13 protein-coding genes are annotated in these 20,007 nt (G+C 41.7%); 11 read left to right on the forward strand and 2 right to left on the reverse strand.

Annotated features, from left to right (window positions below; translation table 11 throughout):
• Nucleotides 1-48: 48 nt before the first annotated feature.
• From D0T66_RS02260 to D0T66_RS02315, 11 genes are all read left to right on the forward strand, one after another.
• Nucleotides 49-660, forward strand: a complete 612-nt coding sequence (locus D0T66_RS02260; protein WP_129733349.1) for a hypothetical protein — start codon at nucleotides 49-51, stop codon at nucleotides 658-660.
• Between the two features lie 101 nt (nucleotides 661-761).
• The gene (locus tag D0T66_RS02265; protein ID WP_129733348.1) at nucleotides 762-1,184 is read left to right on the forward strand and encodes a Fur family transcriptional regulator; all 423 of its coding nucleotides are present in this window, start codon (nucleotides 762-764) and stop codon (nucleotides 1,182-1,184) included.
• A 46-nt stretch (nucleotides 1,185-1,230) separates the two neighbouring features.
• Nucleotides 1,231-1,668, forward strand: coding sequence for a DUF6769 family protein (locus tag D0T66_RS02270; RefSeq protein ID WP_129733347.1), 438 nt, complete (start codon nucleotides 1,231-1,233; stop codon nucleotides 1,666-1,668).
• Nucleotides 1,669-1,833: 165 nt separating this feature from the next.
• Nucleotides 1,834-3,159 carry an efflux RND transporter periplasmic adaptor subunit gene (locus D0T66_RS02275; protein WP_129733346.1) on the forward strand — a complete coding sequence of 442 codons (1,326 nt, stop codon included), beginning with the start codon at nucleotides 1,834-1,836 and terminating at the stop codon, nucleotides 3,157-3,159.
• 20 nt (nucleotides 3,160-3,179) lie between these two features.
• Nucleotides 3,180-6,323, forward strand: a complete 3,144-nt coding sequence (locus tag D0T66_RS02280; protein WP_129733345.1) for an efflux RND transporter permease subunit — start codon at nucleotides 3,180-3,182, stop codon at nucleotides 6,321-6,323.
• Nucleotides 6,320-7,498 (forward strand): TolC family protein, encoded by a 1,179-nt coding sequence (locus tag D0T66_RS02285; RefSeq protein WP_129733344.1) that lies wholly within the window; start codon nucleotides 6,320-6,322, stop codon nucleotides 7,496-7,498. Before D0T66_RS02280 ends, D0T66_RS02285 begins: the two co-directional genes overlap by 4 nt.
• Before the next feature lie 296 nt (nucleotides 7,499-7,794).
• Nucleotides 7,795-9,738 carry a heavy metal translocating P-type ATPase gene (locus D0T66_RS02295; protein WP_129733342.1) on the forward strand — a complete coding sequence of 648 codons (1,944 nt, stop codon included), beginning with the start codon at nucleotides 7,795-7,797 and terminating at the stop codon, nucleotides 9,736-9,738.
• Nucleotides 9,739-9,776: 38 nt separating this feature from the next.
• Nucleotides 9,777-10,625 carry an RteC domain-containing protein gene (locus D0T66_RS02300; RefSeq protein WP_163176180.1) on the forward strand — a complete coding sequence of 283 codons (849 nt, stop codon included), beginning with the start codon at nucleotides 9,777-9,779 and terminating at the stop codon, nucleotides 10,623-10,625.
• 339 nt (nucleotides 10,626-10,964) lie between these two features.
• Nucleotides 10,965-11,324 (forward strand): helix-turn-helix domain-containing protein, encoded by a 360-nt coding sequence (locus D0T66_RS02305; protein WP_129733340.1) that lies wholly within the window; start codon nucleotides 10,965-10,967, stop codon nucleotides 11,322-11,324.
• Entirely contained in the window at nucleotides 11,287-13,326 is a 2,040-nt protein-coding gene (locus D0T66_RS02310; protein ID WP_163176179.1) for an AAA family ATPase, read from the forward strand. Before D0T66_RS02305 ends, D0T66_RS02310 begins: the two co-directional genes overlap by 38 nt.
• Before the next feature lie 12 nt (nucleotides 13,327-13,338).
• Entirely contained in the window at nucleotides 13,339-13,647 is a 309-nt protein-coding gene (locus D0T66_RS02315; protein WP_129733338.1) for a helix-turn-helix domain-containing protein, read from the forward strand.
• Between the two features lie 86 nt (nucleotides 13,648-13,733).
• On the opposite strand, the gene D0T66_RS02320 is transcribed toward D0T66_RS02315, so the two are convergent.
• The gene (locus tag D0T66_RS02320) at nucleotides 13,734-19,454 is read right to left on the reverse strand and encodes an N-6 DNA methylase (RefSeq protein ID WP_163355362.1); all 5,721 of its coding nucleotides are present in this window, start codon (nucleotides 19,452-19,454) and stop codon (nucleotides 13,734-13,736) included.
• Nucleotides 19,441-19,887: a DUF1896 family protein gene (locus D0T66_RS02325; protein WP_129733336.1), complete on the reverse strand. Its 447-nt coding sequence runs from the start codon at nucleotides 19,885-19,887 to the stop codon at nucleotides 19,441-19,443. Before D0T66_RS02325 ends, D0T66_RS02320 begins: the two co-directional genes overlap by 14 nt.
• Between the last annotated feature and the right edge of the window lie 120 nt (nucleotides 19,888-20,007).

Raw genomic sequence — 20,007 nt, forward strand, 5'->3', positions numbered from 1 at the left:
TACTCTTATGCGGTATATTAACATATAACATTTTAACAATAAAGGAATATGAAAAGAGTATTTTATTCATTAGCGGTTCTCGCATCGGTTATCACATTCGTTTCTTGTAGCCAGGATGATGATAGCAACTTTGGAGATATAGATCAAAGTTTGGAGCTTCGTGCATCTACACTCGGTTTTTCAAATGGCGATATCTACAAAAGCAGCGTGCTGAATCAGTGTGCTGCCGGAAATCACGAAAACTGCGATATACTTGCAGACGGAACACATCAGGTTTGTACAAATTCCCAACATTCAGGAATTAAACATGACGGTACCCATCACAATGGCACAGGCACAGGACATGGAGGAAATAACCATGATTCCAATACCTGCATGGATGTAAGCCACAATCATAACAACACACAAAACCACGATGTGAATACTTGTACTGATGCAAACCATAATCACAATAACGGACAAAACCATGATGTGAATACTTGTACAGATACAAGCCATAATCACAATGGAGAACAAAACCATGATGTGAACACTTGCACTGATGCAAGTCATAATCACAATGGGGAACAAAATCATGATGTGAATACCTGTACTGATAAGAGCCACAATCACAATGGAAGTGCCGATGGCTCTCATAATAAGGGCAACCATCATAATTAAGATATTATATGCAAAAAGGATGTGCAGTGATTTTAAAATCAGCATCATTTGACACATCCTTTTTGTTATAGAATAAATAACATAAATAATCTTTGAAATACGTGGACGATTTTATCATAAAATTATTAGAAGGAAAAGGCATAAAGCCCACATCTACACGGATTTTAGTATGGGATACAATGCTAAAGTTCACCGAAGCATTCAGTTTAGGGGACTTAGAGAAAAAATTATTGAGCATTGATAAATCGACTATTTCTCGTATAATTCACCTCTTTAATGATAATGGGCTGATTCATAAATTTGACGACGGATCAGGTTCGGTTAAATATTCGGTTTGTCAGGAGGATTGCGGTTGTAGTGAAGGTGATTATCATTTACACTTTTACTGTAACTACTGTAAAAAGGCATTTTGTTTGGAAAACGTGCCTGTTCCTCAAATAGAACTACCGGGAAATATGGAATTGGAGAGCGTTAATTTCGTAATTAAAGGCTATTGCGGAAAATGTGATAAGATTGCAACTTAGTTGCATGACTTTTTATTTTATCTTTGCACAGGTAAAAAAAGATTTAGTGAAACGAATTATTTCCATATCGTTTGTTGCATTGTCAAGTTTAGTATTACTGATACTTGCAATAGTACCACATCATCATCATGAGGGATTGGTGTGTATTGTTATGGAGATATGCGAACAGGATAATCAGGTAAACGATGAACATACAGACCATCGTGAGTTACCTAATGACAGTGACCATGAACAATCTTGTATTGCTGAATCTAAATATACTTCACCCAAAACGACAAATGAAACTAAGTGCAAGGTTTCTTCTTGTCAAAACCATGATCTTACACATTTATTCCCGATATTCTTTTTAGCTGCGGATTTCTTAATCTACGATTCGGGAGAATCAACCTCCGACTTTGAGTACGGAGAATTTATTTCATTCTATAAATCCGCAGAAGCAAACCAATTTCACGGTTTACGCGCCCCTCCTTCCATAATTTCCTGATGTTTTGACTTACAGGCTGTAAGTCATGCTGCTTTGTGCATTTGGATATGTTCAAGGCATAGGGTATTGGTATATACATATCAACCCATAAAAATCAATATTTCTCACGAGAAGCAAAGCAAATATCAGGATATGCTTTACTTCCCCCAATAATTAAAAAATAAAATGAAAACGTACATAATAGGATTATTCGTTGTTATCGCAATATTATTAACCGGATGCAATTCCGGTCAGGGAAAAAACAATCAAAAATCAAGTGATAAACATGAGCATGTTGATGGTGATGGACATGACCATTCTAATGAGAAAGAGCATGAACACTCCGAAGGTGATGGACATGACCATTCAAACGATAAAGAACATAAACATACTGACGGCGATGGGCATGACCACGCTAACGAGAAAGATCATAAGCACTCCGAGGGCGACGGACATGACCACGGAGCAGAAGCAATGGAAGACAGCCATTCGGATGAAATACTTTTCACCAAACAGCAAGCGCAACTTGTTGGATTGAAGACAGAAACCGTTGCTCTTGGTAGTTTCTACAATTCCATTAAAACCAGTGGACAGATACAAGCCTCGCAGGGTGATGAAGCTGTTATTGCAGCTACTTCCAACGGTATTGTATCTTTCACCAATCCGTCCATAACAGACGGTACAGCCGTACAAGCCGGACAATCCATTGTAACTATTTCAGCAAAGAAACTGTTGGAAGGCGATCCGTCCGTAAAAGCGCGGATTGAATACGAAACTGCACAGAAAGAGTTCCAACGTGCCGAATCATTGGTAAAAGACCAGATTATTTCCGCTAAGGACTTTGAACAGGCTCGTTTGCGTTATGAAACAGCGAAAACAGTATATCAGGCACAGGCAGGCAATATGACAGCCACCGGGGTAAGCGTTACAGCTCCCATTGCCGGATATATTAAGAACAGGCTTGTTGCACAGGGGGAATACGTTTCAGTAGGTCAGCCCATTGCAACTGTATCGCAGAATAGGCGTTTGCAGCTACGAGCCGAAGTATCAGAGAACAATTTCAAGATACTTAAAAGCATCAGTAGTGCTAACTTTAAGCCTGCCTATGACAATCAGGTATATAAACTTTCGGAACTTAACGGCCGGCTTTTATCTTTCGGTAAAGCATCCACTGACCAATCTTTCTATATTCCTGTTACATTCGAGTTTGATAACGTGGGCGATATTATTCCCGGAGCATATACCGAAGTATATCTGCTTTCGACCTTACAGGATAATGTAATATCCGTTCCCGTTTCTGCTATTACCGAAGAACAGGGACTTAACTTCGTGTATCTGCAAATAGGCGACGAAGAATATAAGAAACAGGAAGTAACCCTCGGACAGAATAACGGCGAAAGAGTGCAGATCCTTTCAGGTCTTCAACGCGGAGCCAAAGTAGTTACCAAAGGAGTATATCAGGTGAAACTGGCAGCAACTTCTTCAGTAATGCCCGAAGGACATAGTCACTAACCATTAAAACACGAATCAGTATGTTGAACAAGATAATAAAATTCTCGCTGAACAACCGTGTCGTTGTTTTAGTGGCATCCCTGCTGCTTATGCTGGCAGGAACCTATACAGCCGTCAATATGGAAGTCGATGTATTTCCCGACCTCAATGCACCCACCGTTGTGGTGATGACAGAGGCACGAGGTATGGCTCCCGAAGAAGTCGAACGGCTCGTTACTTTCCCTGTCGAAACCGCCCTGAACGGTGCTACTGATGTACGCCGTGTGCGTTCATCCTCTACCACAGGCTTTTCTATCGTATGGGTAGAATTTAACTGGGGAACGGACATCTACCGTGCCCGTCAGATTGTATCCGAAAAGTTAGCCGTTGTCAATGACCAGTTGCCGTCTAACGTTGGTAATCCGACGTTGGGGCCGCAATCGTCCATACTGGGTGAGCTTATGATTATCGGAGTAACCGCCGATTCAACCTCATTACAGGATTTGCGGACATTATCTGACTGGACTATCCGCCCCCGTTTATTATCAACAGGTGGAGTGGCACAGGTAACCGTTCTCGGTGGTGAAATCAAGGAATACCAGATATTGCTCGATCCCGGAAAGATGAAACATTACAACATCGGACTCAATGAAGTAATCGACGTCGTTACCGAAATGAACCAGAACGCCGCAGGTGGTGTATTGTATGAATACGGAAACGAATTTATCATCCGTGGCGTGCTTTCAACAAATAAAATACCATCATTGGGAAAAGCTGTTATCAAAACAGTAAACAATGTTCCTATCCTGATAGAAAACATTGCTGAAGTAAAAATAGGAGATAAAGCACCTAAACTGGGTATGGCATCCAACGACGGCAAAGCTGCCGTATTGATAACTGTTACCAAGCAACCGGCTACAAGTACGCTCGAATTGACAGACAAACTTGACGCTTCGCTTGCCGATTTACAGAAACAGCTTCCGGCAGATGTGAAGATAACAACCGACATCTTTCGTCAGGCACGTTTTATAGACAACTCCATCAATAACGTACAGAAATCATTGTACGAAGGGGGTATCTTCGTGGTTATCGTTTTCGTTATCTTCCTGATGAACGCACGTACAACCATTATATCACTTGTAACGATACCGTTGTCATTAGTCTTTGCAATACTCTCCTTAAAATTCATGGGGCTTACTATTAATACCATGAGCCTCGGAGGTATGGCTATTGCTATTGGCTCGCTTGTGGATGATGCCATTGTCGATGTAGAAAATGTGTTCAAGCGATTGCGGGAGAACAGGCAGAAACCAAAGGAACTGCAAAAAACCGTACTCAACGTCGTGTTCGATGCTTCCAAAGAAGTGCGTATGCCAATTCTATACTCCACATTTATCATCATCGCCAGCTTCGTTCCCTTGTTCTTCCTTTCTGGAATGGAAGGTCGTATGCTTGCACCGTTAGGAGTAGCCTTTATTATGGCATTGATAGCTTCTACCGTAGTAGCCTTAACCCTTACTCCAGTATTGTGTAGCTACCTGTTGGGTAAACCACGAAAAGATGATAAACCGGAACGTGAACCGTATATAGTAAGGAAACTGAAAATCGTTTACGAGGTAGCCCTTAAATGGACACTCAAATACAAGAAATGGGTACTTGGCGGAACAGGTGTTGTTTTAGTGATTGCCGTTATCATTTTCTTCTCATTAGGTCGTAGCTTCCTGCCGCCATTCAATGAGGGTTCATTTACCGTAAGCATCAGTAGTATGCCCGGTATATCGCTTGAAGAATCCGACAAGATGGGGCGTATAGCAGAAGATATCTTGCTTTCCATACCCGAAGTTCAAACCGTAGGACGGAAAACAGGACGTGCCGAACTCGATGAACACGCACTCGGTGTAAACGTATCGGAAATCGAAGCACCGTTCATCCTCGATAAACGTTCCAAAGATGAAGTGCTTGCCGAAATACGCGAAAAGATAAAAGTGTTGCCGGGAGTGAATATAGAAATAGGCGCACCCATTTCGCACCGTATCGACGCTATGTTATCCGGTACACGTGCCAACATCGCTATCAAGTTGTTCGGAACAGACCTCAATAAAATGTTCTCCATCGGTAACCAAATAAAAGCAAACATTCAGGACATTGAAGGTATTGCCGATCTGAACGTAGAACAACAAGTGGAACGTCCGCAGTTGAAGATAGAACCCAAAAGGGAAGTAATGGCGAAATACGGCATAACCTTACCCGACTTTGCGAAGATTGTAAACGTCATGCTCGCAGGTGAAGTCGTTTCACAGGTGTACGAAGAAAACCGCTCGTTCGACCTTACCCTAAAAGTAAACGACGATAGCCGTGAAACAGCCGAAAGGATAAAGAACCTTATTGTTGATGCCAACGGACGTAAAATTCCATTGAGTAATATAGCCGAAATAACATCGTCCACAGGCCCCAACACCATCAATAGGGAAAACGTTGCCCGTAAGATTGTAATATCGGCTAACGTTGCCGGACGTGACCTGCGCGGAGTAGTAAATGACATTCAGGACATCGTAAACGAAAAGATAGAACTGCCCGAAGGTTATCATATTGAGTACGGCGGACAGTTTGAGAGCGAACAGGCAGCATCACGCACCCTGCTTATTACCTCAATCTTCTCCATTCTTGCTATTTTCATGCTTCTGTTTGCGCAGTTTAAGAGCATAAACCAGTCCGTTGTTATCCTGCTTAACCTGCCGCTTGCCCTTATCGGCGGAGTGTTTGCCATTTTCTTTACTAACGGCGTTCTGAGCATACCGGCTATTATCGGGTTTATCTCCCTGTTCGGTATCGCTACACGTAACGGTATGTTGCTTATCTCACGATACAACGACCTTGTGGCAGAGGGGTATAGCAAACTTGATGCGGTAATGACCGGCTCGTTAGACCGTCTAAACCCCATCTTGATGACCGCATTAACCTCCGGTCTTGCACTGATACCGCTTGCATTGGGTGGTGATTTGCCGGGTAACGAAATACAAAGTCCGATGGCAAAGGTTATCCTGGGCGGATTGCTCACATCGACTTTGCTCAACGGCTTTATTATTCCTATCATGTACTTAATTACAAACAGGAAAGTAGTTGAAACCGAAATTCTGGACAACGAGGAACCTGAAGTAAACAACACTAAATTAGAATTAGAATGAGAACAATCATAATAACCATGTTGGTACTCTTCGCAGGCATAACGCTCAATGCGCAGAATAATATCAACCCTGTATTGTCTTCGATAGAAGAGAACAATACAACCCTGAAAGCCCTCCGCGAACAAGTTGAAGCGGATAAGCTGCAAAACAAAACGGGCATCTTCCTTGATGATCCGGAAGTGGGCTTCAATTATCTCTGGGGTAACCCTTCAAATATAGGTAATCGTACCGATTTTAGCGTATCGCAGACATTCGACATTCCCACCATTACGGGAATGAAAAGTCGGTTAGCAAACGGTAGAAACAACCTTGTGGAATGGCAGTACAAAGCCGACCGTATGAATATATTGCTCGAAGCAAAACAATACTGCATTGAACTGATATATTACAATTCCCTGCTTAAAGAACTTTATTTGCGTCTGGAACATGCAGAAACCATTGCCAAAGGTTATAAAGACCGTATGGACAGGGGCGACGTAAGTATCTTGGAGTACAACAAAGTAAACCTGAACCTTTCTACCATACAAGGAGAAATATCGCGCATGGAAGTAGAACGTGATGCACTCCTTGCCCAGTTGAAAAGGCTGAACGGCGGTATCGACGTAGTCTTTAATGATGCAGACTACGGCAGCCGTGAGCTTCCGTTGAACTTTAACGACTGGTATGTACAAGCCGAAGATAAAAACCCGGTGTTGGCATACGTGCGTAACGAAATCGAAGTAAGCCAGAAACAGGTATCACTAAGCAAAGCGATGAACCTGCCTAAGTTTACCGCCGGATACATGAGTGAAAAAGTAGTCGGACAACGGTATCAGGGTGTGTCGCTTGGTATATCCATACCGCTATGGTCGAATAAAAATCAGGTGAAACAGGCAAAGGCATCTGTTGCTGCTGCCCAAAGCCGCGAAGCCGATACCAAGCAACAGTTTTTCAGCCAACTGCAAATACAGTATTCCAAAGCAATGGGACTGAAAACTACTGCCGACAAATATCGTAAATCGCTGGCAAACGTAAATAATACCATCCTGTTGAAAAAAGCACTTGATGCGGGTGAAATATCCTTGCTTGATTACATGGTTGAAATGGGATTGTACTACGACAACGTAAACCAGACGCTTGCAGCCGAAAGGGATTATCAACTGGCATTTGCCGAACTTGCAGCCGTAGAACTCTAAAAAATGATGTCATGAAAAGACAGCAAAAGAAAAAAAAGAGTAAGGTCATTGCAAAGAAAAAAATGATTAGTTCAAGAGCAAAAAAATGGATTGTAGCGTTAAGTATAACCATTGGGATTACATTAGGTTTTTTGTTATGGTATTATGTAACCAGATGTCCCCATCATCATTGTTTCTTTCATAGATGGCCGTTAAAGGAAGTCTTATTCTTTGGGACTTTGTTTACACTATTACCATTTGTGTTTTTGAATGAGGAATTGTATAAAAAGAAGTATAAACGATAAATTAAAATAATTATGGGAAATTGCAATGATGGGGCTTGTGTTATAGACAAGACCAAACAGGAAATGGATACCTCACAGAAAAGAGGTTACATCCGGGCGGCTATCTCCTTTGTGATGCTGATTGCAGGCATCATCTTTTCCGCTGTCGGGCTTTCGTTCTTTGCCGATAAGTGGGTACAACTCGCATGGTATATCATCGCTTATATTCCGGTAGGCTTACCGGTGATAAAAGAAGCATGGGAAGCCATTCGCCAGAAAGACGTATTCAGCGAGTTTACATTGATGAGTATAGCTACCATCGGGGCGTTCTTTATCGGAGAATACCCCGAAGGCGTTGCAGTAATGCTGTTCTATGCCGTAGGCGAACTCTTTCAGGATGCAGCGGTAAACCGTGCAAAAAGGAGCATTAGTGCATTACTTGATGTCCGACCAGAAACAGCGACAGTTATTAAGATGGATAAAACTGAAATAATGTCGCCGGAGAATGTAAATGTAGGTGATATTGTGGAAGTCAAGGTAGGCGAAAGAGTGCCTCTTGACGGAATTTTACTGAATGAATCGGCATCTTTTAATACTTCGGCATTAACTGGAGAGAGTGTTCCCAGAACGATACGGAAAAATGAGGACGTATTTGCAGGTATGATACTTACCGACAATGTTTCAAGAATTGAAGTAACGAAACCATTTGGTATGAGTGCTTTGGCTCGTATTCTTGACCTTGTTCAGAACGCCACAGAAAAAAAGGCACCCGCAGAACAGTTCATACGCAAATTTGCCCGCATCTATACTCCGATAGTGGTGGCACTGGCTGCGCTTATAGTGTTATTACCACTGGCATACTCTGCTATTAATCCGGCATTCAATTTTGTGTTGTACGACTGGGTTTATCGTGGATTGGTATTCCTCGTTATTTCCTGCCCGTGTGCTTTGGTTATCAGCATACCGTTGGGCTACTTTGGTGGTATCGGGGCGGCAAGCCGTAAAGGAATACTATTTAAAGGAAGCAACTATTTGGAAGCCATTACCAAAGTAAATACGGTGGTGATGGATAAAACCGGAACACTGACACAGGGAGTTTTCAAGGTACAAAAGATTGTTCCGGCAGATTTTCTGCTCGAAACAGACCTTGTGAATTTAGTGGCTTCGGTTGAAACGCAAAGTACGCATCCCATAGCGAAAGCTATTGTGGAATATGCAAAAGAGCAGAATATCGAAGTAATTAAGCCGGAGATTGTGAATGAAATCGCAGGGCACGGCTTACAGGCTTCTATCAATGGTAAAATAGTTCTTGTGGGTAATCCTAAATTATTGATAAAAAACAATGTAGAGTTCCCGCCGGAAATAGCGACTATACCCGAAACGATTGTTGTTTGCGCTATCAATGGCATCTATTCCGGATATATTCTGGTAGCCGATGCTCCGAAAGAGGATGCAGCTACAGCCGTGAACGCTTTGCGTGAGTTAGGAATTAAGAATATTGTAATGCTGTCAGGAGATAAACAGGCCATCGTTTCGCAGCTTGCCACAGAGTTGAACGTTACGCAAGCGCATGGCGATCTGCTGCCCGAAGGAAAGGTTGAGTATGTAGAGCAGTTGAAGTCCGATCCGGGTAATAACATTGCTTTTGTAGGCGATGGGATAAACGATGCGCCTGTTCTTGCCATGAGCGACGTAGGCATTGCAATGGGTGGACTGGGTAGCGACGTTGCCATAGAAACGGCAGACGTTATTATTCAGACAGACCAACCGAGCCGGATAGCAACGGCTATAACAATAGGCAAAGCTACACGCCGAATTGTTATACAGAATATAAGTCTGGCTTTTGGTGTAAAGCTCATTGTGTTGATTTTGGGTGCAGGAGGTGTTGCAACCTTATGGGAAGCGGTATTTGCTGATGTTGGGGTATCGTTATTGGCGATATTGAACGCTATTAGGATTTTGAAAATGAAATTTTAATTATGCCCTGTTGGGGTTTGTACCTAAAATATAGCCTTATGAATAAACACGTCAATACTATAATCGAAAAAGTGAATGATCAGCTTGAAGCTATTGAACTGGAAGAAGAAGCCTCTTTAAGAAAAGCTAAAAAAGCAGTTTTGTTGCTAAAAGGAATTATGCAACAGCTAAAGATGAAACTGAACGATTATAAGTTCAAAAGTGATGATGAAGAAATATGTTTTTTTAAAGAGTACAAACCCCAACTTTTCAGCAAATTAATCTATTACTCGGAGATTTATAAGATAGAAACTAATCGACCGACTGGAAGTGATACGGCACAGAAAAATTATATAATAAGGGAATTAGACAGGATAAAAGATTATTTTGATAAAAACTTAGATTTCTACCAGTATTACAGGACAGAGAAGACTCATCTTGACCGTTATTATTTTCTTCGGGTAGAGCCGAATATTGAACTTAATGTAGATTGCTTCTACTTTGAAAGGGATAATAATTTTTCTACCAGTTTTGATTACAAAGTTTCTAAAATATTAGCCAATGAGATGCTCCGTATTTATCTCAATGCTGAATTAAATAAACTGGAAAAACATCCTGAAAACGAAATGGATAACTCTAAATTTCCCCGTATAAAACATACTTGGACAGGAACTAAAACAGAACTTGTCGAACTGATTTATGCTATATATGCAAAAGGAAGCATAAATTATGGAAACATTGATATTAAAGAGTTGATAGATTATTTCTGTAATGTTTTCAATACCGATGCCGGAGAGTTTTACCGCATCTATTTGAATATCAGAAACCGGAAAGAAAGCCGGACTTTATATCTTGATTCATTGCGAGATAGCCTTAACAAAAAAATGGATGATGACGATAACAGGTAAAATGTCAGGTGGTCAATAAAAAAACAGCAGAAGTAATTATAAAAATCAATTCATTATCAATAAGTTATGAGAAAATCAATATAAAGATGATATAAAGTTTATCTTAACGGATTTTCCCTCTTTTAGCCCTGAAAAACTATCATTTTCAGGGCTTTTTTACGTCTTTTTCTTCCAAAAATACCCAATGTAAAGATTCTCACTTTACATTCCTAAAAAAACAAAACTAAAACATTCTGATTATTAGATATTTAGAATGAAATTTCAAAAATAGTTATAGCAACTTGTCATTCTACGTTTTTGCAACTTCCGAACTTTGCATCAATTCAATAAGTAGCAATTATGGATGTCATTACAATAGAATCACAGGCATACAAAGAATTAGTTTCCAAAATTAATGCCATAGCGAAATTCGTGATAGATCATCAGGATGATGATACTACCAACCCGGACGAAATGTGGGTGGACAGTTACGAAGTTTGCACCTTTCTCAAAATCAGCGAACGAACACTTCAACGTTTGCGAAGTAACCGGATGATTTCTTATTCCATTATCTCCGGCAAATCATATTATACCATTGCTGAAATAAAACGGATGCTTACTGAGAAAAGAATCCGCAGCACCGATGAATGTATGAATGACCTTATAAATAATCATAAACTCCATGCTCAACAAAGACGAATTATTAAGACGGACGAATAACGGTTTGGACGTATTCAAACACTATATCCCAGTCCAATGGAAAACAGGACGTAATTTCCTTAATCCTTTGTATGAAGACCGTAAAGCATCGTGCAATGTATATTTTGACCGTCGTAATGGCGTTTATAAAATTAAGGATTTCGGCAATGACGATTACAGTGGCGATTGCTTTTTCTTCGTTGGAAGATTGAACGGTTTGGATTGTAGCAATGGAGCTGATTTTGTCGAAATATTAAAGACAATAAACAGGGATATGGCATTAGGACTGGGTGATTCCGATTACTCTCATACTCCGCAGCCAATCACATCGAACAAACAACAGCCTACGCCTGAACTACCCAAAAACAAACCGTATAATATCATTCAACAAAAATTCACTCAAAAAGAACTGGATTTTTGGAAGCAATCAGGTATTACGCCCGAAATATTGAAATACTACAAAACAGTTTCCCTGAAAGAATTTAGAAGCGAAAATAAAGACAATAAACCATTCTACTATACTTCATCAGAAAATGAGCCTATTTTCGGATATATGAGTAAACGGTATGTGAAGATTTACCGTCCGTTTTCGGAAGTCCGTTTTTTATATGGTGGTAATATCGGGGAGAATTACTGTTTCGGACTGGAGCAATTACCCGCCAAAGGAGATACGCTGTTTATCACCGGCGGAGAAAAAGACGTGATGACACTTGCCGCTCATGGATTCCACGCTATCTGCTTTAATAGTGAAACCTCTATAATCCCGACAGGGATCATCTACAAACTGACATTCCGGTTTAAACATATTGTACTGCTCTATGATGCAGATAAAACAGGAACAGATAGTGCGGTGAAGCATGAAAAGGCATTGTCCGAATATGGTGTTAAACGTCTTGTACTCCCACTTTCGGGAGAAAAAAAGGACAAAGATATTACCGACTATTTCAGTAAGGGTAATAGCCGGAAAGAGTTCCGACAATTATTTCTCGATTTTCTTGATAACCTATATAATGAAACAATGACCATGCTGAAATCATGCGAAATTGATTTTAACAATCCTCCGGCAAAAGCAGAAGAAGTTATATCTGCCGGCGACGTACCACTGGGCACACAGGGTAACATACTTTGTATTACTGGCGGTGAAGGCACAGGAAAAAGCAACTATGTTGCTGCCCTGATTGCAGGTTCGATAAGAAACGACAATCGTCCCATTGATACGTTAGGCGTTGATGTACGGGATAATTCCGACCATAAAGCGGTTTTGCTCTATGATACGGAACAATCGGAAGTACAGCTTTTCAAAAATGTATCAAATCTTTTAAAGCGTGCTAAACTGGAAGAAAAACCGGAAGAACTACGGGCTTTTTCTCTTACGGGAATGTCCCGAAAAGAACGGTTACAAGCTATTGTTCAGAGTATGGATAAGTACCATTACGAATATGAGGGCATTCGCTTAGTTGTCATTGACGGGATAGCAGATTTAGTGTCATCGGCAAATGACGAAGTTGAAAGCATCAGGATTATGGATGAACTATACAGGTTGGCAGGAATATACCGTACCTGTATTATATGTGTGCTTCATTATGTACCCAATGGCTTGAAATTGCGTGGGCATCTTGGTTCGGAATTACAACGCAAAGCTGCTGCAATCCTTAGTATAGAACTTGACAGCGATCCGTCAATATCAGTGGTGAAGGCGCTCAAAGTAAGGGACGGCAGTCCTCTCGACGTTCCTTTAATGCAGTTTTCGTGGGATAAAGAATTAGGTATGCACATATATATCGGAGAAAAACCACGAGAGGAAAAAGAAAAAAGGAAAGAGAAAGAACTGGCGACAGTTGCCCGTGAGATATTCGATTCACAAAGGCATCTGACCTATATAGACCTATGCGACCGCATACAGCAGATAATGGATGTAAAGGAACGTACCGCCAAAAGCTATATTAAATATATGCGAGAGAAAGATATAATTATAAAAGATCCGTCCAATCAAAACTACTTTATGATAGGGCATATCATCTAAAAACGAAATACTATGTATATAGATAGAGAAAATTTTGAAGCATGGATGGAGCGTATCATGGATCGCTTCGACAAAATAGATAAAATACTTGATAAAATGAGTAAACGTAGGAATATGTTAGATGGAGAAATTTTGCTTGATAATCAGGATTTGTGCATGTTGCTTAATGTAAGTAAACGCACCCTGCAACGCTATCGTAGTACCGGAGAACTGCCTTTTCAGACAGTTTATCATAAGACATACTACAAAGAAAGTGATGTTCATATTTTCATCAGGGAAAACTTTAACAAGAAAAGGGGCAACAATAAGAAAAACCCGTGAGGGCATTACTATTTCCATATTTATAGTTTTTATGAATTTATATTCAAAAGCCCGTACCGTCGTGATGACAGGCACGGGCTTTATTTTTACAGTTTGAAATTTTTAGAAGAATCCTTTTTATCCACTTTCGGCGGACTACCACCCACCGATGCAATAACAAGCCTATCGCCCATTATTTCTTTAACTCCCTGCAAAGTATTTGGCAATGGTGCATCCCGAACAGTCGATGTTTCGGTCTTGCCTTGCGACTGGTTCTGATTGGTAGTAGAAACAGTCTTATCAGGTACAGTTTCCGCTTGTCCTTCAGTTTCACTGATTGGAGTAAGTGAGAGCTGAATTTCCCTATCCAACTTTATTAACTCGTCTTTCAGGGTTTTCAGTTCCGGTTCCTTACGCCAAGTACCTTCGACTACTTCTTTCAGTACAGGTATATCCTTTTGCAACTTCTCATTATCCGCTTGATACTTCTCCAAAAGTTTAGGCATGGTATCGAGTGCATTCAGGAAATTTTGTGCTGCGGTCTTCGGATCAGTAGCCATTACCCCGTGATTATAATTGTAGAGAATATTGCCCTCTCCCTTAATAAAGAAACGATTTTGTATAACATCGAAGCCATCTTTATTAGTGGTTTCAGATTTTACCATTAAATCAAAACCGTAAAGTGTACCAATTTTCTCATGCGCTCCATGTGTGCGGGCTTTGTCGGCTATTTCATTTAGCTTCAGCCCGACTTCTTTTGGGTTACTGCCCTGTAATCCGTCTAACTGAACAGGATTCAGGCGGGTAATACCGTCCGGCTGATGCTGAACACGGGTGTTAAACGCTTCAATATCTTTGGATATACGGCTAATAAACCCGTTGTTTTGCTCTACATTGGATATAATATCCTCCAATTTGTAACGTGATGATGACTTGCCACGCATGAATGCCTGTCGTTCGGATTCCAAAGAAGCGATTTTCTTTTCCAATCGTGCTTTCTCCAGTAATTCGGTATTGCCGGAAAGAATTGCCACATATTCAGAGAAGTTCATACCGCCTTTTTCGTCCATACTTCCCTCGTCGATAGTACGGCTACCCAGTGAATTATTTTTCAACTGGCGAATGAAAAGCTGCTTGTTGTGAAGTAAACCGAACTTGTACGCATCTAACGATTTTTCCACAGCATAGATAAGTACATCTACTTTATTATCCGCATATAGCTTCGCAATTTCATTGCCCTTGCGAATGCCCCGACCGTCCCGCTGTTCCAAGTCTGACGGTCGCCAAGGCGCATCTAAATGGTGGATTGCAACGCATCGTTTCTGGGCGTTTACTCCGGTTCCCAACATTTCGGTAGAGCCGAACAATACACGGATTTTACCCTCGTTCATATCCTTAATCATGGTTTTACGAGCCTTATCCGTTTTGGCTTCCTGAATAAAGCGTATTTCGTGAGCCGGGATTCCATAGTCATCCACCAGTTTACGCTTTATCTCGGAGCATGGGTTCCATTCTCCGGGTTTGTAAGTGCCTAAATCGGAGAAAACGAACTGGGTTGCTTTGTGGTCTTTGAATTTTGTGTAGTAGTCTGATACCATTTTAGCCACATGGGAAGCCTTGTTGTCCACATGGTCGCCATATTTAACTGGATCAATCAGTCGCATATCGAGGGACATCTTTCGCGCGTAATCGGTAGCGATAAGCATTTTTGCTTTTTCTTCGCTTTCCGATAATGGCGCACGTCCTAATATTTCACCTTTACCTGTTTTGGCGAACTCTACCAACTTTTGTATAAACTCCTGTTGGTCGGGTGTTGGTGGAATATTATGCAGAATTTCATTCTTTACAGGGCGGTCGATACCAATATCCTCCGCAGAACGATAGTCTGTTATTTCGGCATAAAAAGCTGCCAATTCGGGTACTTTGATAAAATACCGAAAGCGTTCTTTTTGCACAATTTCATTGGTAACTGAAAATTCATAGTCTATCGACTTCTTGGCGAAGATTGCCGCCCACGCATCAAATGTATTAATACCTTGTCGTTCCAATTCGTTTGGCCGAAGATACTTAAAAAGCAAGTATAACTCTGTCAAACTGTTGGAAATGGTTGTACCCGAAAGGAAAGTAGCCCCCAAATCCTTGCCCGTCTTGTCCTGAATGGTACGCAGGGCGAAAAGCATATTTAAGGCACGTTGCGAGCCTTCGGCATTTCCCAGACCTGCAACCCTGTCGTGCCGGGTGGTAAAGGTCAGGTTCTTGAAGCGGTGGCTCTCATCAACGTACAAATGGTCGATACCCATTAAACGGAAATCGACCGTATCATCTTTCCGGTTTTCAATCTGATAGGCGATATTACTCAACTTAGCTTCAAGATTCAGTTGTCGCTTGACCAAGCCTTTCTCCATTGCACGGGAAATCTCCTTGCCCTGTGCCCGTAATACTTCCAGATTTTCTTCCACCGAATCGAGTTCCGCCTGTAATATCCGTTGCTGTATTTCGGGCGACTGGGGTATCATACCGAATTGTTCGTGTGTTAAAATGATAGCATCCCAGTTGTTGTTCTTCATTTCGTTGAAGATCTTTGCCCGTTTTGCAGGGGTAAAATCTTCTTTGCCCGGATACAGCACTTTGGCATTGGGGTAAGCCGTACAGAAAGTTTGGGCTATCTCATGCACATTGGCTTTAAGAGCCATAATGAGCGGTTTATTTACCAATCCCAAACGTTTTTTCTCGTAGGCGCTTACACACATTATCAGGGTTTTACCGCCGCCCACCTCATGGTCGATTATACCCCCGCCATTGAGTTTATCCATCCAAATCGCATCCTTCTGACTTTTGTACAAATCGGGAATACCCAAGCCTTTCAAATCAAGTCCCGGAAACTCTTGCTGGCTTCCGTCATACTCCGGACGGACGAAACAATTAAACGTGCGGTTGTATTTATCTGCCAGTCGGTCTTTGAACTCCTCAGATTGTTCATTCAGCCATTCTACAAAACCGTTCCGTATCTCGTCAATCTTGGAGTTGGCGAGTTGGATTGATTCGGAATCACGCACTTTGACCTCTTTGATTTCCCCGTCAATCATCTTATTGACTTTCTTCGTAATATCGGGAGAGGTATTATGTAAGGCGTGTTTCATCAGGGCGATACCGTCGAAAGTCCGGTTTGTTGATTTAACAGCGTACTGATCCCATATCTTGATATTCTTGCTGTCGGCTTTCAGAGTATATTCATCACGGCTTTGTGCGTAATGTATCGATACGTTTGTATCGAACAAATGCGAAGCATACTTGCTGTAAATACCAGACGGAATCCACCGCTCTCCAAAGTTAAAATCCAAATCCTCGAACGGTATCGGGCGGGGTATTGCTTCTTTGAGAGCCTTTAATGATTCTTTTGTCGTTTCGTGGTCTGGGTGGTTTTCTATATACCGCTCAACATGTTCCGCTTTGGAAATAACATTGCCGCTTATGAATTTGTCTTTAATTTCATAAGCCCCTATCATCGGATTGAAAAACACCTGCCCTTTCAGCTCCTCCAGTATTTCGTCCGAAGTACTGCCTGTAAGCCCTGCCATATATTCAAGGTTTACTTGGGCATACTTATTAAGCGAAGCGGTCAGGGCTTCCCGTGCGTTATCCGCATGGGTAATCTCGTTCGGATTGAAAGCAACCGGTTGTTGGAAAATATCGGCTTTTACCGCTTTGCCATTCACATAGCGTTCAAGGGAGAGAATTTCTGTTCCTCCGGCATCCATTTTAATAAGGCTTAGATTTTTCGCATCGTTTATATTTCCGAAACGACGGGTAAAATCATCGTAAAGCCTGTTCAACATTTCACGCAAGGCGGGATTGGCTTCCAGCCTTGTTGCTTCGTTATTATACAGGTGGTGGTAAGTATCCCGTATTTCAATATAAAGGGATGCTTTCGCCTGCTGTGTCCCTGTGAGCTGAAGCGGATGGAACATCGGCTGAAATCCGTCTAAATCGCGCAAATAACCGATACGATTATTTTCGTCAGTTATGAGAGAGCCTTCACGGTAATGGGACGGCATATCTTCCGCATTATAGTAGGGAATCGGCTTCATACGTTCCTGCTGTTCCCGTTCGGCTTCTTCTTTCAGTCGTTCCAGTTCTTCCTCCCGACGGGCATCGAATACGGGATAGGCCTCGGCGCTTTCCTGTTGTAGCTTTTCCCGTTGCTGCGCTGCATTATGCGCCATTTCTTCCCGCCAGTCCATAAACGGCAGTTCCTTTGACTTGCTTGCCTGTAATTTGAATTTTCTACCTCTCTTTTTGGGTTTGTTTACCTGACTGCGTTCCTCTTGGGTAAAGCCGAAAAGGTCATAGAGCGTTATTAATGGTTCCTGCGTTACGGACTGGGGTTTCGCCTCCGTAGTCGGCGCTTTTTTAATGGCAGGATCATCCATATCGAAAAGAGTACCTCTAAAAGTATTTGGAGCAGCCGGTTGTCTTTCTTCTGTTTCATTCTGCTTTTTTTCTTTAATTCCAAAATCTTCGGGTTGTGGCGGACGTTCGGCATACAGTTTTCTGTCCATTTCAGAAGCGTAATCACTTAATTCCTGAATATCCTGTTCGGTTATCTGATTGCTGTTATCCAATTTTGCAGATTGAGATTGTTGTGTTACCGACTGTGCCGGGTTTTCCTGTGCATAGTTTTGGTAACGCTGCAAATCCAAATGTTTTGAAAAATCATCTTTCAGCATTTGCCGCAAATCTGTGGCTATTCCCTCAATACCGCCTTCATGGGTAAAAACAATAGCAGGTTTGCCGTATGGATCGGTGTCGATTTTGGAACGGGTTTGTACTACTCTGTTGAAATCACGGAACAGGTTATTAATAGATATGCCGTTAGATAATTTGCGGGATTCGATAAAATCCTGCTGTCGTTGGCTTGGAACTATATTTTTATTATTCCGTTGTAATACAATCAGGTCGCTGCCGACATCAGTTCCGGCATGGTCGGAAAAGAGGTTGTTCGGCAAACGGATAGCTGAAACAACATCGCAAGAGTTCATCAGGTATTCCCGTATCGGTTTGTTTTGTTCCGAATTGAGTACGCCCTGACTGGTAATAAAGGCGATTAACCCGCCTTCTCTGGCCGACATGACACTTTTTACAAAAAAGTAGTTGTGTATCGCCTGTGTCGATTGTTTGACGGCGGGTATTTCATGGTTGGACAGTAGCGGATCGAATACCGAAACATCTCCAAAAGGGATATTAGATGCAATCACATCAAAATGCTGTGAATAGCGTCCTTCCATTTTTTCGTAACCTTCAATCCGTACCTTATCATCAGGATAAAGGTGCGATAGAATTTTACCTGTTAGCAGGTCTTTTTCAAAACTGGTTACGTTAGCTTCAGGTGCAATATCTTTGAAAGAAGAAATAAACGCACCTGTTCCGGCACTGGGTTCTAAAAAGCGTGTCGGAGTTATACCGCTATCCTTTAGTGCATCCGCTAACACATCAATAACAGGCTTCGGCGTATAAAATGCCGTAAGGATAGAACTTTTCAGGGAACTGACATAGCGTTTGTAAACTTCCGGTGTGGGAGAACTTTCACGGAGTACCTCGTGGAGTTCTTGCACCAACGGGAAAAGCTCGACTTCGGATTTAGACCACCGCTCAATATCTTCGGGTTTGTCGGCAGGGTTAAGGATTGCCTTAATCCCTCCAAAGCCTGAATATTTTGCGAGTATTTCCCGTTCTTCGGGTGTTGCCTTTTTTTGTTCCTTGTCGAGCCTTAACGCTAACTTTATTGCGTCAATATTCTGACGCAAATGAGTTCGCTTATTGTAACTCATTTTCGAGCAGTATCAGGATCGTGCCGACAAGCTCTGTATAAAGCGACTGGTACTCTGTCGTTTCGGCATAATCATCACTAAGGTTGTATTTAGCAAATACCGCCTGACATTCGGGCATTAGTTCTTTTGCCTTTGCCTGGGCACCACCCGGAGAAACTTCGTCGAAAAACTCGTTCCAAAGTATTTCAACTACTATATTATAAGGTGAAAAGTGTAAGCCTTTGAATAAGGCTTCGTTTGCAATTTCGGCAGCTTGAATATGGTCTAAACCGCTTTTTACGGCTTCGCTGTACGCTTCGGCTGCCATATCCCCACGTCCGGCAATAAATGAAAGGTCATTTGCTTTGTCGGGGTGGGAATCACGTAAATAAGAAAGTAGATTGAGCCGGAAGTATGACATTTCCGCAGGCTCTAAATTTGAATTGTATTTCATAACTATGAATTTTTTAGTGGAAAACTATTGATACGGATAAGCAAAAGGCACCGGGGTATCCCTCCCCAGTGCCACCACTAAAAAATTCAATAGGATAGATTTAATAATTTCTCATTAAAA

Origin of the sequence: Dysgonomonas sp. 25 (assembly GCF_010501075.1) — a bacterium.
Taxonomy (GTDB): Bacteria; Bacteroidota; Bacteroidia; order Bacteroidales; family Dysgonomonadaceae; genus Dysgonomonas.